The organism is Raoultibacter phocaeensis (assembly GCF_901411515.1).
Classification (GTDB): domain Bacteria; phylum Actinomycetota; class Coriobacteriia; order Coriobacteriales; family Eggerthellaceae; genus Raoultibacter; species Raoultibacter phocaeensis.
The window spans coordinates 1,658,488-1,673,483 of record NZ_CABDUX010000002.1 but is presented as its reverse complement, the minus strand read 5'-3'; the positions used below and the strand labels follow the sequence as shown (position 1 = coordinate 1,673,483).

The window sequence follows — 14,996 nt, the reverse complement described above, 5'->3', positions numbered from 1 at the left end:
TTTGTATGGAAATGACCAGCGGCTCGGCTTCGAAGCCGGCCAAAGAGGCTGTCCCGAAAGGCGCATGGGCGATACTGATCGCTGTGTGGATCGTGGCCATTGCGGCACCGTTGAATATGTTCAAGCCTGCGACGATCTCGGTGGAGATCATTCAGGCGCTTAGCATCCCAGGGTCTTCGTACGGCTGGATCATGTCGGTGTTCTCGATCATGGGCCTGATTCTGGCTTTTCCCGCAACAGGGCTCGTGTACCGGTTCGGTATGAAGAAATCCTTGGCGGTTTCGGTCATATCGCTGTTCGTGGGATCTCTGATCGGCGCTTTGTCGACAAGCTTCGAAATGCTGCTCGTATCCCGTGTTGTCGAGGGCTGCGGTATGGGCTTCATCGGCGTGGCGGGCCCAACGGCCATCAGCCTGTGGTTTCCGAAAAGCCGGCAGGGCTTTGCGGTAGCCGTATTCCAGACGTGGATGCCGCTCGGCACGCTCATCACCATGAACATCGCACCCGTCATGGCTGCCTCGATGGGGTGGAAATCGGTCTGGTGGCTTGCGTGCGCGTACTGCGTCGTGGCCTTTATCGTGCTCATGTTGTTCTTCAAGGAGCCGTCCAAGGAGGTTATGGCGGCGACTGCCGGCAAGCGCGTGGAAGATGTGGGAAGCGGCAACAAGTTCGCCGCGTTCAAGAATCCCTCATTGTGGATCCTCTGCATCATGTTTTTAGTGTTCGCGCTCACGACGACCGGCACCACGAGCTCGTACTGGTCGCTCTACCTGCGCGAAGTCGCGGGCATCGACGCTTCCGTCGCGGCCTTCGCGGTGAGCCTCTGCACCGTGCTCGGCGCAATCGGCATTCCGTTCGGCGGATGGCTCTCCGATAAGCTCGGCACGCGCAAGTGGATGATCGTGGCCGCGTGGGTCGTCGTGCTCGTGTTCCTCTGGTTCGCGTTCTCGACGGTCGATCTGACGCTCGTGTACGTGATCGCCGTCGTCAACGGGTTCTGCCAGGGCTGGATTCCCGCCATGGTGCAGACCTCCATCCCCGAAATTCTCGAGGATCCGTCCCAAAACGCGATGGGCATGGGCCTGATGAACGTGTTCCGCAACGGCGGCAACATCCTGGGCGGCATGGCGCTCGGGTACTTCGTCGGCCCGTTCGGTTGGTCGCTCGGATCGCACATCCTGTGCCTGCCTCCGATCATCATCGTCGTCGCACTCATGTTGATCATCACGCGAAAGACCCTTCGGTAAGGAATTTCGGCGCGGCTTCCGCACGATTCGGTGCGGAAGCCGCGTGCATGGCTGACATCTAGTGTGGGGGTGATAAGGACTATGTTGAAAGACAAGTCGGTAGCTGCACGGATCGCATGCGTTCTCGTCGCGCTCGGCATCATCGTCGTGGCGATGGTGCTGCCCGAACCCGAAGGGCTCTCGTTTCCGGGGAAGATGAGCCTCGCTTTGCTGGTTGCGGGCATCCTCTTGTGGGTGGCCGAACCGGTTCCCTTCGCCATCACCGGCATCGCCATCATGATCGCGCTGCCGGTGTTCGGCATTCTGCCGTTCTCGTCGAGCGAGGGAACGACGGTCTGGCTTGCGTGGGTGAGCAGCGTCATCTTCTTCGTGCTCGCTTCGTTTGGGCTTTCGGCGGCGCTGCTGAAAACCAAGATACCCATGCGCATCGTCTCGTTTCTGCTCAGGTTCACGAAGGGCAACGAGAAGCGCGTCATCTTCGCGTTCATGGCGGCGACGTTTCTGTGCTCGATGTTCATATCGGACCTACCCTGCAGCGCGCTCTTTGCGGGCATTGCGGTGAGCAGCGTTTTGCAGATCGAGGGTGCCGAACCGGGAAGATCACGATTCGGCCGCACGCTCATGATATCCATACCGTACGCCGCGTGTATCGGCGGGGGGGCGCTTCCGTCGGGAAGCTCCATGAACATCATGGCGATGGGGATGCTCGAGGCGAGTACGGGTATCCAGATCTCGTTTCTCGATTGGGCGGTCATGTGCACGCCCATCGCGGTCGTTTTGCTGTTCGTCGCGTATTTCTCGGTCGTGCTGGTGCATAAGCCCGATCCCCTGTCCCCAAAGACGCTCGAGCGCATCGCCGAATTCTCGGCGAACAAGGAGAAGTTCGATGCGCTCGACTGGAAGGTGCTCGCCATCTTCGTGCTGACGTTCGGTTTGTGGCTCGGCAGCAACTGGACGGGCTGGGATCTGACCGGCATCGCGCTTCTCGCGCTCGTGCTGTGCTTCGTCCCGGGCATCGAGGTGCTTTCGTGGGACGAGTTCGTGGACAGCGTGTCGTGGAACGTGATCCTGCTCATCGGCTCGGTGCAGGCGCTTGCTGGCGGCATCCGGCAGCAGGGCTCGGCGAGCTGGTTTCTGCAGGCGTCGATCGGCAAGCTCGCGGTGGGCGCGGGGCTGCTCGTGGTGGCCACGGCCATCGTGGTTCCCCTGATTCGCCTGTTCATACCGGTGGGGCCTGCGCTCATCGGCACCACGCTTCTGCCGCTGTGCATGATCGGCGACGCGTTCGGCATCAGCCCGGTGTTCTTCACGATCGTGGTGGCCATCAGCGCGTCCACCTCGTTTGCGAACGGGTTGGAGAGCGCGAGCATGGTGGTGCACAAGTACAACTACTGGACGCTCGTGGATTATTTCAAGTCGGGCATCATCCCGACGATCGCGCTCATGATCCTGCACGCGACCGTGCTGCTTCCCCTCGTGACGATGATGGGGTACTGAGCGGGCGCGGGCTGCGGATCGTCGGAGGCGTTTCGCGGCCGGGGGCCTTTCGGCAAAGCTGCCGGGAGGCCCCTTTTTCAGTCGGCGGCGATGGCGGCGGGAGGGCCCTCGCGGATGCGTCGGGCGTACGGCGTCGGGAAGGGCCTTCGCGTCGGGCGTACGGCGTCGGGAAGGGCCTTCGCGTCGCCCCGAACATGCTCGGCGGGCATCTCCTCGCGTCGTCCCGCGTGCTCAGCGCGCGGGACCGGTCGGGCGACGGCCCACGGTGTCGACGAGATCCATGAGCTCCTGCTGGCTGTGCACGTCGAGCTTGCGGTAGATGTTCCTCATGTGCGTCCGCACGGTGCCTTCGGAGATGACGAGCTCCTTCTGCACGTAGGCTGCGTTGCGGCCCTTCGCCAAGAGGCAGAGGATTTCCAGCTCGCGTTGCGAGAGCAAAAACGTGTCCGCCACGAGATGGCAGCGCTCGCTGAAGTGCGCGCGATGCGGCTTTTCGCCGCTCTTGTGCGCGAGCTCTTCGGCCTGCGGGCTGGCAAGGGTTGCGATCTCGCGCATCTGGTCGTTGGTGACGAGGGAAACGTAGCCGAGCAAGAGCAGTGCGAGGCGGACGAGGGTGACGGGGAGGTAGGGGATGGTTTCGAGGGGCACGAAGACGTTCAAGACGAACACCGCGAGCAACCCGATCGTGAGAAAGCCGTTGAAGAACCCGAACGTGATCATGGAGGAAACGCGGTACCTCGTGGTGAGCTCGGCCGGGTAAAGCCAGAACGCGACGCTTGCCAACGCCAGCAGGGCCACGCAGGCGTAGTTCGGGTTGCCCGCGTCGAAAAAGCTTTGGGAGCACGAGAACAGCAGGAACACCAGGAAAAAGGGCACGAGCCGGTGGGAGGCGTACGAGCCGTCGTCGCTTCGGAAGGGCCAGAAAAACAATCCGGTGAACAGCAGGATGGCGATGAGGGGGCAGATCGTCTCGAAGGGGAAATCCTGGGTAAGGGGAGCTTTCCAGAGGAGCGAGCGATAGCCTTCGAGCAGAAAAGAGCCGTACACGATGCCGAAGGGAAGCGCGCTCTTGCCCAGCCTGAGCGCAAACGCCCGCTTGCTGATGCGCAGATTATGGAAAGTCTCCACCCAGGCCTTGCCCTCCTTCGCCCGTTTGGTGCCGTCGGGCAGAACTACGAACTCCTGCGGCTTGAAGTAGCTTTCGTTGTCGTGCTGCGCCTTGTAGACGAAGACGACCGAGAAAAGGGGGCAGAGGCATGCGACGACCGTTATGCTCGCAGAGCTCACCTCGGTCAGGTAGGCCATGACGAGTATGAAGGCGAACGCCAGCAAAAGCGAGAGGATGGTTGCGATTGCCAGGATGCTCTGATCCCGCCTTCGCGCCGCTTCCCCCCACAGAAGCGTCGAGGGCGCGCACGCAACGCTTGCGAGCACGGTTCCCGCCAAGGCGAGCGCAAAGGGCGCCTGGCCGGCCGACAGCACGATGCAGCTCGCGCACAGCATGCCGATCGTCCCGCAGAGCCCCGTGAGGAAATGCACCGATTTCTTGCGCAGCTGCGCGGTGACCTTTTCGCGGTAGTATCCGACGGCGAAGCAGGTTGCGGGAAACGCGATCAGAAACGCGAGCGTGAGAAGGAGGTAGTGCGGCTTGTCGATCGCGTGCAGGTTGTCGAAGTAGAAGGACGCTTGGAAGAACAGGATGAACAGCCAGAGGAGTTGTATGGCGAACCCGAGGACCAACGGGCTTTCAAGGTACAGAGCGTTGCTGAGCGCCGTGGCTTTCTCCCGCAACGATTCCGCATTCGCGTTTAGCATGGATCCCCCTCGTGCACGTATGAACGACGCTGCCGCTGAGCCGGATGAACCTGAAGCCGCTACCCGACGCCTGTGTATTATAGAACACTTTGCGGGTGCAGCGCCTCGGCGGTCGCGCATATTCCGGCTCGGGTGCATCTGCGGTTTTCGAACGCGGGCTCGAAGCTGCCCGGGCCTCGAAGCGCTGCGGGTCCGCGCGGCGGCGGGGATTGGGCGGCGCCCGCACGGCGCGGGCGCGATGGGTGCGAAGTGCGGTATCATGAACCCATGAAGACGATAGCTATCATAGGGGGCGGGGCCGCGGGTCTCGCCGCCGCCGTGGAGGCCGGGCGCGCGGCGCGGCGTTTAGGCGTTCCCGCGGAAATCACGGTGTACGAGGCGGCCGACCGCGTGGGCAAGAGCATCCTCGCCACGGGCAACGGCCGCTGCAACCTGTCGAATTCGGACATTCGCGCCGATGCGTACCGCAGCCCCGGCTTCGTGGATGCCGCTTTGCGCGCACTTCGGCCCGAAGAGGTCCTCTCGCTGTTTGCCGAGCTCGGGCTGTGCGTGCGCGAAGAGTCCGAAGGGCGGCTCTACCCCCTTGCGAACAAGGCGAGCTCGGTGCTCGACGTGCTGCGCTTCGCCCTCGCCGAGCTCGGGATCGAGCAGCGGTGCAAAGCCGAGGCGATCGCCGTGACGCCCGTGGAGGATCGCTTCCTCGTGAGCTTCGCCGACGAGGGCACGGTGTTCGCCGACGCGGCGGTGGTCGCCTGCGGGGGATCGGTTGCGCGCTCGATGCTGCCGCCCGGCTATCCGTTCGCCGCCGCCCTCCCCGTGCTCGGGCCGCTCGAAACCGACACGGCGCCGATCAAGGGCCTCAACAACATCCGCGTGAAGTGTGCGGCGTCGCTGCGGGGCGCGAGGGGGGACGCGTGTGCGGATGTCGTGTTCGACGACGCCGGCGTTCGCGCGCGGGCCGGCGGGGCGCAACACGGCGCGAATGCGCTCAAGGCGCGCGAGGTCGGCGAGGTGCTCTTTCGCGAGTACGGGGTATCGGGCATTGCGGTGTTTGACCTGTCGCGGTTCGCCGAGCCGGGCGACGTGCTCTCGATCGATCTGGTTCCCGGCGTTTCCGAGGAAGAGCTTGCGGCCGACATCGCGTCGCGCACCGAGCGCTTCGGCTCGCGCAGCGCCGTCGAGTTGCTTTCGGGCATGCTGCTCGCTCCGGTGGCGCGCGCGGTCCTGGGCGCCGCCGGCGTGCGGCCCGACGGCCCGCTTTCCCGCGGCGAACGGGCGAAGCTCGCGCGCGCGGTCAAATCGTTCGAGCTCGAAGTGCGCGGCATCGGCGACGTGCGGCAATGCCAGGTGATGCGGGGCGGCATCGCCGTCGACTCATTCGGTCCCGAGACGATGGAGTCGCGCGCGCATCCGGGTTTGTTCGCGGCCGGCGAGGCGCTCGACGTCGACGGGCCGTGCGGGGGATTCAACCTCCATTGGGCGTGGACGAGCGGCATGCTCGCCGGGCGTTCGTCCGTCAGGCGGGTGGCGCGATGATCGAGGTGCCCAACGTGCAGGTGCCGCTCGACGCGTTTTCGCCGGGATGCGACCGCGGGCCCCTGCTGCGCGCGGCTGCGGCTAAGGCGCTCGGCCTCGCGCCCGGCGAGCTTAGCGAGGTGCGGCTTGCGAAGCGCAGCGTCGACGCCCGCAAGAAGTCCGACGTCCATTTCGCGTGTACGCTCGTCGTCGGGCTTGCCGATGCCGCGCGCGAGGAGCGCTTGGTTGCCGCCGGGGCGAAGCGCCACGTCCCCTACGAGCCGCTTTCCGTCCGCGATCTGTCGAAGCGCACGGAATCCGGATCGAGGCCCGTCGTCGCAGGCGCGGGCCCCGCGGGGCTGTTCGCGGCGCTCTACCTTGCGCGTGCGGGATTGCGGCCGCTTCTCGTCGAGCGCGGGCCTGCAGTCGAAGAGCGCATCCGGGCGGTCGCAGAGTTCGAGCGCACCGGCCGCCTTGACGAGCAGGCGAACATCCAGTTCGGCGAGGGCGGGGCGGGTACGTTTTCGGACGGCAAGCTTACCACCAACACCAAGAACCCCTACGCGAAGCACGTGCTCGCGTGGTTCGTCGAGGCGGGCGCTCCCGAAGAGATACTCTGGCAGGCGAAACCCCATATCGGAACCGATAGGCTCGTCTCCGTCGTGCGTTCGATGCGCGAGGAGATAGAGCGTGCGGGCGGAAGCGCGCGGTTCGAAACGCAGCTTTCTTCGCTTTCGTTTTCAAAGGGCGCGCTCAGCGCAGTCGAGCTTCTCGACGTGCGCACGGGCGCGCGCGAAACCGTGGGAGCCGAGCAGGTCGTCCTCGCCTGCGGCCATTCCGCCCGCGACACGTTCGCGATGCTGCGCGATGCAGGCATCGCGATGGAGCGCAAGCCGTTTTCGGTCGGCGTGCGCATCGAGCATTCGCAGCGGGATATCAGCCGGGCGCAGTACGGAAGCGCCGCCGACCATCCGGCGCTCGGAGCAGCCGAGTACAAGCTCGCCGTGCACCTGCCGAGCGGGCGGGGCGTGTACACGTTCTGCATGTGCCCCGGCGGCGAGGTCGTGTGCGCCGCGAGCGAGGGGGGCGGCGTGGCGGTCAACGGCATGAGCCGCTTTGCGCGCGACGGCGAAAACGCGAACAGCGCGCTGCTCGTGGGCGTCGACCCTGCGGACTTCGGAGGCGACGACGTGCTTGCGGGCGTGGAGTTTCAGCGCGCGATCGAGCGGGCCGCCTACCGGTGCGCCGCCGAAGCGGGAGGCGCGCCGTACGCCGCGCCTGCGCAGACGGTCGGCGATTTCCTCGCGGGGCGTGCGGGCTGCCCGTCCGACCGCGTGCGGCCGACCTGCCCGCGCGGCGTCGCCTGGTGCGATCTGCGCGAGTGCCTGCCGGGTTTCGTGGCCGATGCGCTCGCCGAGGCCCTGCCGCTGCTCGATCGCAAGCTTTCCGGCTTCGCCGACGCGCAGGCGGTGCTGACCGGCGTCGAAACGCGCAGTTCCTCCCCCGTGCGCATCGTGCGCGACGGCGGCTTCCAGGCGCAGTGGGCCGGCGAGCCGTCCGGCGGCCCGGACGGTTCCGCGTGTCCGGCGGGTGTCGGGGGGCCGGGCGGCGGCTCGGGCACCGGCGACTGCTCGGGCGCCGGTCGTGCCTCGGGCAGCGGCGACGGCTCGGGCGGCGAGGCGCGGCGTTCGGCGGCGACGGGCCTCTATCCCTGCGGCGAGGGAGCGGGCTATGCGGGCGGCATCATGAGCGCCGCCGTCGACGGCCTGCGCGTGGCCGAGGCGCTTGCGGCTGATTGGGTAATCGCTGATTGATTCAACCCGCAGCGATCTGACCGGTCCGCCCTGGAAACCCCCGCTTCTCCCGCAGGCGGGGAAAACCCCGTTGCTCCCGCGGGCGGGGAAACCTCGCTGCTCCCTCGGATGGGGAAAGCCGCGGGTGCTCCTGCATACAGGAAAGCCTCGTTGCTCCCTCGGTCAGGAACAACCCCCCGATTTCTCGTTTCGCCTCGTCTTCGCCCGTAATTCCACGTCCCTTTAGGACCCTTTTATTGATAATGCGTTTCTGCGCGAAAAAGGCCCTCCGATGGCGGCGAAGGCCCGCTTTGCGAAGACCAAACGAGTTTCCGCCGCTTTCGGGTGCGAGAAGGCTTGCCAAAACGCCTGGTTGCGGTTAGCTGCATCTAACAAAACGCCACCGACGGGGCATTCGGAGGCGTTTTCGCAGCGCAAAGCGGAGGTTCGCCGCCATTTCGGGACGGTTTTCCGACAAAACCTCGGCATGCGAACCGGCGAAAGAGGGCGCAATGCGATCCCATGCCTCGAAACCCGTCGGGGTATGCTCGCCACAATGCGCTTCCGAGCCTCAGGGCAGCGAATCCCTTAAGGCACGTTCGCGTTTCGGCGGCTATCGCTCGCCCTTTGCGCTCGGTGCGTCCGATGCGACTTAGAGCCCCATCTCTTTCTCCCAGTCGATGTCGGGCGGGCGAGAAAGGCGATCGGCTTCAGGTTGCCACAGACACGCGTCCATGTCGATATGCATGTCATCGAGAAACGCCACGCCCTCGTCTTCGAGGAGCGCGCGCTGCACCTCGGGGCCGCCGAACGCGTAGCCTTCGCAGATGCGGCCGTCTTTGAATACGACGCGATGGCACGGGATAACGATGGGGTCGTGGTTTCCGCGCAAAGCATAGCCGACGTAGCGCGCCGAGCGGGGCGATCCCATCATGCGGGCGATCTGCCCGTACGAGGCAACTTTGCCTCGGGGAATCTGCTTCACAATGTCGAGAACGCGTTCGGAAAACTCCGCCACGGTATACGTGCCTCCTAATGCTTGAATGCTTATCTTGCTCCGTTTTGCGCGCACGCGTAGCACGATCGGTAGGATATCACAGGATAGGCGGCGATTTGCCTGTTGCGCAGTTCGAAGGCGGTGTATAATCTCCCGAACGAAAGAAGACGTCTCGCGTGAGGAAAGTCGGGTGCAAATCCCGCACGGTACCGCCACTGTGATATGGCTCATGCCATTCAGCCAGAACACTTACCGAGAAGCGTGTCTGCGTAAGCAGCGAGTTACTGCGAGCGCAAACCCGAGAGTCGCGTGCGACCTCGGCTCGACGTGCAAGGCCGAAGCGGGCCGCAGCGTATGCTGCGGAATCGATGCTGTCTTCTTTTTTCGATGTCAGATGCGATGAAAGGAGAAGGACAGTGCATCGAACAAGCGCTCGCTCTATCGCCCGATCGGGCACGTATCAGCAGGTATTCATGAAGCTCGGGGCCGTACTGCTTGCGGTGGCGCTCTGCTTAGGTATGGTACCGGCAGCATCGTACGCCGAGGGGGCCGAAGCCGCTGCAGCGCCAGCCGCCGCCTCGCCGGAGCAAGCGGTCGGGACCGCGACGCTCACGATCGTGTACGGGCTCGGCATGAACGGCGATCCCGATATCGTCGTGAACAAGAAGTACCCGTTCGCCGAAGGCGCTACGGTCGAAGACCTCTTCGCAGCTGCAAAGGCGGCGGGGGATATCAAGGATTACGCGTTCGTCGACGGCGGGTACGGATCCACCCTCAACTCGGTAACCAAAAACGACGGAACGGAGATCAAGAACAATGCGGCGGGCTCGCTGTATTGGGGCAACTTCAAGAACGGCTCGTACGTTGTTAATCCCGGTGAAGCCCAGGGTACCGAGGCGCTCGCCGACGGGGTGACCTACCAGTTCGCATGGTCGAGCTACCCGACAGCTGCAGCGCCGTCTGATTGGACTCCTATCGTTTCGGCGGCAACAGATGGAACGGGGATGGCTGGCACCGGTGCGAAGGCCGGCACGGCTACGCTGACGATCGTCTACGGGCTTGGTTTCACGGGCGACCCCGACATCGTCATGAACAAGAAGTACGAGTTCGCATCCGGTGCGACGGTGGAAGATCTGTTCGCTGCCGCGAAAGCTGCGGGGGATATCAAAGGCTATGCGTTTTCGGGTGACTACTTGTCATCGGTAACGATGAACGACGGCACCGTGGTTGCGAACGCGTCCGACTTTTCGCTCTTGTGGTCTACGTACAAGGACGAAACGTATGCCAGCGGAACAGACGGCCAGAAGAGCGAGCCGCTCGCTGACGGGGTAACCTACCAGTTCGCATGGTCGAGCTATCCGACTGCGGTCGCGCCCTCGGATTGGGCCGCCATCATCGCGGCCGCAACCGACGGATCGGAAATTGCGCCCGGAAAGCCGGTTCAGAAGCCCGAGGATTCGAAGTACACCCCGGTCGCCCTCGATAGCAAAGCGTATACCCAGCTGTTCTCGACGATCGCGGGCTCGTTTGCGGGAACAGCCGAGCCGTGGGAAGCGCTCGACCTCGCCGCGATCGGCCAGGCGTCTGCCGCCGACGAAAACGCGCTCGTCGCTGCGGCACGCGCCTCGATCGGCGTTGACAACCCGACGGCCTTGCAGAAGAACATCCTTGCCCTTACGGCTCTCGGCGTCGATGCGGCCTCGGTGGTCGACCAGAACGGGACGAGCCTGATCGATGCGCTCGGTTCGACAGCGATGGCCACGAGTATGGTCAACGGACGCGCGTTCGCGCTGCTCGCCTACAAGAGCGGATCCTACGCAGCTTTTGCGAGAGTCCAAACCGAGCAGCAGCTGATCAATGATATACTTGCAGGTCAGCTTGATGATGGCGGATTCGCGCTTCAGGGCGCCACTGCTGATGCCGACATAACGGCTATGGTGATCGCCGCTCTCGCCCCGTACCGAAGCGATGCGCGCGTCGAGACGGCGTTGCAGGCCGCACTTGCCGCGCTCCAGAACCTGCAACTCGCCGACGGCGGCTTCCCTTCGCTGGGTGCGACTGAGTCCAACGTGAACTCGACGGCAGTTGCGGTGATCGCGCTTGCTGCCGCAGGCATCGACCCGGCTTCGTCGTGGGCCGTCGAGAACGGTGCGACGCCCGTGTCGGCTCTGCTGTCGTTCGCCAACGAGTCGCGCACCGGGTTCATCTTCGGCACCAGCGTGAACGACATAGCAACTGAGCAGGGTTTCCGCGCGATGGTCGCCTATCAGGGTTTCAAGAACACCGGTACAGCATACAACGTGTACCTGCAGGCTGCCGACGGAGTGGCGGGGCTTCCCGGAGTTGAGGCGAACGCTCAGAAGCCCAGTGATCAGCAGGACAATCCTCAGAACAAGCTCGTGCAAACAGGGGACGGCGTTGCGGTCGCACCGATCGCGGCGCTTGGAGTCTGCGCGATTGCAGGCGTCGCCCTTGCGGTGCGCAGGCGTACCGAAGCTGCCCGCACCGCAGACCGATAGGAGCGTACCGTGTCAGAGCATTCCGAACAGAACACCGAGAAACGGGGGCTTTCGGCCGATCCCGACACGACGTCCGAAATGCCCGAGCAGAGCGTCGAGCAGGAGGATTCTTTCGACGCTGCATCAACGGCGGCGATGCCTCAGCCATGCCGAAACGATGCGCCCGACGCTGCGGCCACGGCGGCGGTGTCCGAGCAGAGCGGCGAACAGGGAAAATCGCCTGACGCTGCCGCAACGGCGGCGATGCCCGAAGCTTTCCCCGCAAGCGATATAACCGACGCGGCAGGTCGGGTCGCTCCCGGCATCGCCGAGGCCGTTCAGCCCGACAATGTCGGTACCTCGGCGAAGCGGCCTGCTTGGAAGCGGCCGGCAACCCTTGCGGCGGCCTGCATAGCGCTCGTGCTCGTCTGCGTCGTGGGCGTTGCGACGGCGCAGGCTGCGGGGCTTTCCATCCTTCCCGACGATCTATTCCGCACGACCGAGCAAACAGCGCCGAAGCCAGAGCCAGAGGCCGAGCCCGAAGCACCTGAGCCGAAGGTCGAAGAAGACAAGAAAACCGAAGAGGAAGCGGACGATGTTGCTGCGGCGGAGGAGGCTTCAGAGGATGCCGAGGCCGCTACACAAGACGGCGTCTCCGCAAACCAGCCGGAAGCTCCGTCCGAAGGCGCTTCTGCCGGGCCCGCTCCTGCCGAAACCCCGGCTCCCGCCCCCGCACCTGCTCCGGAGCCTGCTCCTGCGCCCGAGCCTGCGACCATCACGGTGTCGGTGTACGTCGACAGTTCGCGCGCCGCAAGCTACGGCTATCCTTCGTGCTTGGCCTCGACGTCGGTGACGCTTCCCGAGGGCGCTTCGGTCTACGACGCCCTCTGCGCCACAGGTGTGGGCGTGGGCGGTTCGGGCTCGTATGTGAGCTCTATCGGCGGACTCGCCGAGTTCAGCTGCGGGGCCACGAGCGGATGGCTCTACTACGTCAACGGGTATTCGCCCGGCTACGGCAGCGGCGGCTACCCCCTGTACGGTGGCGAAAGCATCACGTGGGTGTACACGCTCGATTTGGGAAGCGACGTCTAGCGCATGATCGGTGCGGCGACAGCGGAATCGAAGCCGACGGTGTTCGACCGGTACCATCCGGTCGTGCCGTTCGTCTTCTTCGCGGCCGTGCTCGTGTTCACCATGGCGGCTATGCAGCCGGTCTGCATTGCGATTACGGTGGCGGCTGCCTGGTGCACCAACGCGTGGCTTCGCGGTTGGAAAAACGCCCTGCGAACGACGGCCTGGCAGCTTCCGCTCGTCGCGCTCATCGCCGTGATCAACCCGCTGTTTTCCGCTATGGGTTCGACCGAGCTCTTCCGCATCGGGCACAGGGCGGTCTACGCCGAAAGCTTCGCCTACGGCATCTGCATGGGGTTCATGCTCATGGCGGTGTTCCTGTGGTTTTCGAATGCTTCGCGCATCCTCACGTCGGACAAGGTGATGGCGCTGTTCGGCGATGCGTCTCCTGCGATCGCGCTCGTACTCTCGATGACGGCGCGCCTCGTGCCGCAGTTCGTCGGGCGCGGGCGGGATATCGAAGCCGCGCAGCGCGCCTGCTCGGTGGCGGTGCCTGAGACGCTCGGCCAGCGCGTTGCGTGGAAGGGGCGCGTGGTTACCGTGCTCATGGGGTGGTCGATGGAAGACTCGCTCGAACGCGCCGATGCGATGCGGGCGCGCGGTTGGGGCTCTGCAGGAAAGCGGACGCAGTACAAGCCCTACCGCTTTAGGGGGGCGGACGCTGCGGCGTGCACGGCGGTTGGTCTTCTGGCCGTGGGCAACGCGGTACTCGTTTGGATCGCCTGCTCGCAGTACGCGTTCTATCCGGTCATGAGTCCGCTTGTGCTCTGGTGGGGCTACGTGCCCTATGTGCTGTTTGCGTTTCTCCCCCTGCTCGCAGAGGGTATCGACCGTGCGCGGTGGAAGCGTCGGGAGGCGCAGATTACCGACGCGAGGAAGGTGTTCGATGGACGCGGTTGAGCTTCGGGGCTTCGGGTTTTCCTATCCCGGTTGCGCACCGGTATTACAAGGCATCGACCTGCGCATCGAGTCTGGTTCGTTCGCGCTTATCGTCGGCAGGACGGGAAGCGGCAAGACCACGCTCCTCAAGTGCCTGAAACCCGAGATCGCACCGGTCGGCGAGCGTGCGGGAAGCGCGCAGGTGTTCGGTCGGTCGGTCGCCGCGGCGGATGGCGTGTCGTCGAATTCCCTGGTGGGATACGTGTTTCAGAATCCCGAAAACCAGATCGTCTGCGATACGGTGCTGCATGAGCTCGTATTCGGCCTCGAGAACGCGGGTATCGATCCCGATGCGATGCGCCGGCGCGTGGCCGAGACGGCGGCGTTCTTCGGCATCGAACCTTGGCTGCATGCGCAGACGGCCGAGCTTTCGGGCGGGCAGAAGCAGCTCGTAAACCTTGCGGGCATCCTCGCCCTGCAGCCGAGGCTGCTTCTGCTCGACGAGCCGACGGCCCAGCTCGATCCCATCGCCGAGAAGAACTTCCTCCACGCGCTTTTCCGCATCAATCGCGAACTCGGCATCACCGTCGCGGTTGCCACCCATGCGCCCGAATCGATGGCCGATTACGCCACCGAAGCGTTTTGCATTGCGGAAGGCCGCATCGAGAGCGTCTCGCCGGCAACGGGTACAGCGAAGGGCGCGGGTGCGAATTCGATCGGGGAAGCGGGCGTGGCCGAGACGCCGCCTTCCGCCATGGAGCCGCTCGCCGCCACGCGGCCTTCCGCTGCCGCGCAGGCTTACGTTGCCACGCCACCTTCCGCCGCGAATCCGGCCGTCGCTGCCACGACGCCTTCCGCAAAGCTGGCCGCCGCCACGCCACCTTCCGTCGCGCCCGAAGACGCGGCTGCCGCATGCATCGAAGCAGCCGACGTGTTCTTCCGCTATGCGCGCGAAGCCGCATGGGTGCTCAAGGGCGCCGACATCCGTGTGCGCCAAGGTGGCGTCCATGCGCTCGTGGGCGGCAACGGATCAGGCAAATCGACGATGCTGCGCCTGATGGCGGGCGTGCTCAAACCCGAACGGGGCTCTCTGAGAAACGCGCTGCGAAACAGCCAGGTGCTTCTGCCCCAAGACCCCAAGGCGCTGTTCGTGTGCGACAGCGTTGGCGAAGAGCTGCGCGAGTGGCAGAAGATCCGCGGGTACGGCGACGAGGCGGTAGCCCAAGCCGTGCATCGCTTCGGGTTCGACGGCCTCGAGGGCCGTCATCCGTTCGATCTGAGCGGCGGGCAGCAGCAGAACCTCGCGTTCGCGAAGCTGCTTTTGACCGACCCCGAACTTCTGTTGCTCGACGAGCCCACCAAAGGCCTCGATGCGCCCTCGAAGCTCAAGCTTGCCGAAAACCTTACCGAGCTGCACAGGCAGGGTAAGACGATCGTATTTTCCACTCACGATCTCGCATTCCTTTCGGTCATGGCAACCGAGGTTTCCATGCTGTTCGACGGCGAGGTGGTAAGCACCGAAAAAACCGCATCGTTCTTTTCGGAAAACCTGTTCTACCGGTACCGCGAAGACGAATTTTTGCGCCTATGGCGCGCCGAGAACGCAGATGGAACGGCGAGCTAG

Annotated in this window: 10 protein-coding genes and 1 riboswitch; of the genes, 8 read left to right on the top strand and 2 right to left on the bottom strand. The window is 64.6% G+C overall.

Annotated features, from left to right (window positions below; translation table 11 throughout):
- The first annotated feature begins 5 nt into the window (after nucleotides 1-5).
- Nucleotides 6-1,247 (top strand): MFS transporter, encoded by a 1,242-nt coding sequence (locus tag FJE54_RS15040; RefSeq protein WP_180326767.1) that lies wholly within the window; start codon nucleotides 6-8, stop codon nucleotides 1,245-1,247.
- An 81-nt stretch (nucleotides 1,248-1,328) separates the two neighbouring features.
- Entirely contained in the window at nucleotides 1,329-2,744 is a 1,416-nt protein-coding gene (locus FJE54_RS15035; RefSeq protein ID WP_139653599.1) for an SLC13 family permease, read from the top strand.
- Between the two features lie 231 nt (nucleotides 2,745-2,975).
- Here the strand turns inward: FJE54_RS15035 and FJE54_RS15030 are convergent, their stop codons facing one another.
- Nucleotides 2,976-4,559, bottom strand: a complete 1,584-nt coding sequence (locus tag FJE54_RS15030; protein WP_180326766.1) for a response regulator transcription factor — start codon at nucleotides 4,557-4,559, stop codon at nucleotides 2,976-2,978.
- A gap of 249 nt (nucleotides 4,560-4,808) precedes the next feature.
- On the opposite strand from FJE54_RS15030, the gene FJE54_RS15025 reads away from it, so the two are divergent.
- Together FJE54_RS15025 and FJE54_RS15020 are read left to right on the top strand one after the other, a co-directional pair.
- Entirely contained in the window at nucleotides 4,809-6,095 is a 1,287-nt protein-coding gene (locus tag FJE54_RS15025; protein ID WP_255467458.1) for an aminoacetone oxidase family FAD-binding enzyme, read from the top strand.
- Complete coding sequence (locus FJE54_RS15020) at nucleotides 6,092-7,888, top strand: NAD(P)/FAD-dependent oxidoreductase (protein WP_139653597.1); 1,797 nt, start codon at nucleotides 6,092-6,094, stop codon at nucleotides 7,886-7,888. The genes FJE54_RS15025 and FJE54_RS15020 overlap by 4 nt, the downstream gene beginning before the upstream one ends.
- A gap of 631 nt (nucleotides 7,889-8,519) precedes the next feature.
- Here the strand turns inward: FJE54_RS15020 and FJE54_RS15015 are convergent.
- Nucleotides 8,520-8,885: an MGMT family protein gene (locus FJE54_RS15015; RefSeq protein ID WP_139653596.1), complete on the bottom strand. Its 366-nt coding sequence runs from the start codon at nucleotides 8,883-8,885 to the stop codon at nucleotides 8,520-8,522.
- A 134-nt stretch (nucleotides 8,886-9,019) separates the two neighbouring features.
- A riboswitch (adenosylcobalamin (AdoCbl) riboswitch) is annotated at nucleotides 9,020-9,163 on the top strand.
- Nucleotides 9,164-9,280: 117 nt separating this feature from the next.
- Between FJE54_RS15015 and FJE54_RS15010 the strand changes: the two genes are divergently transcribed.
- The 4 genes from FJE54_RS15010 to FJE54_RS16375 are packed head-to-tail and all read left to right on the top strand — an operon-like array spanning nucleotide 9,281 to nucleotide 14,996.
- A complete protein-coding gene (locus FJE54_RS15010; RefSeq protein ID WP_139653595.1) occupies nucleotides 9,281-11,383 on the top strand; it encodes a peptidase in 2,103 nt (700 codons plus the stop codon).
- Between the two features lie 9 nt (nucleotides 11,384-11,392).
- A complete protein-coding gene (locus tag FJE54_RS15005; RefSeq protein ID WP_139653594.1) occupies nucleotides 11,393-12,454 on the top strand; it encodes a DUF4430 domain-containing protein in 1,062 nt (353 codons plus the stop codon).
- 3 nt (nucleotides 12,455-12,457) lie between these two features.
- On the top strand, nucleotides 12,458-13,393 hold the full coding sequence (locus FJE54_RS15000; protein ID WP_180326765.1) for an energy-coupling factor transporter transmembrane component T family protein: 936 nt from the start codon (nucleotides 12,458-12,460) through the stop codon (nucleotides 13,391-13,393).
- A complete protein-coding gene (locus tag FJE54_RS16375) occupies nucleotides 13,380-14,996 on the top strand; it encodes an ABC transporter ATP-binding protein (protein WP_180326763.1) in 1,617 nt (538 codons plus the stop codon). Before FJE54_RS15000 ends, FJE54_RS16375 begins: the two co-directional genes overlap by 14 nt.

Bases quoted from the DNA above. Each gene is read 5' to 3' on its own strand.
- FJE54_RS15020 (WP_139653597.1), top strand. From the start codon at position 6,092: ATGATCGAGGTGCCCAACGTGCAGGTGCCGCTCGACGCGTTTTCGCCG.
- FJE54_RS15035 (WP_139653599.1), top strand. From the start codon at position 1,329: ATGTTGAAAGACAAGTCGGTAGCTGCACGGATCGCATGCGTTCTCGTC.
- FJE54_RS15030 (WP_180326766.1), bottom strand. From the start codon at position 4,559: ATGCTAAACGCGAATGCGGAATCGTTGCGGGAGAAAGCCACGGCGCTC.
- FJE54_RS15040 (WP_180326767.1), top strand. From the start codon at position 6: ATGGAAATGACCAGCGGCTCGGCTTCGAAGCCGGCCAAAGAGGCTGTC.
- FJE54_RS15000 (WP_180326765.1), top strand. From the start codon at position 12,458: ATGATCGGTGCGGCGACAGCGGAATCGAAGCCGACGGTGTTCGACCGG.
- FJE54_RS16375 (WP_180326763.1), top strand. From the start codon at position 13,380: ATGGACGCGGTTGAGCTTCGGGGCTTCGGGTTTTCCTATCCCGGTTGC.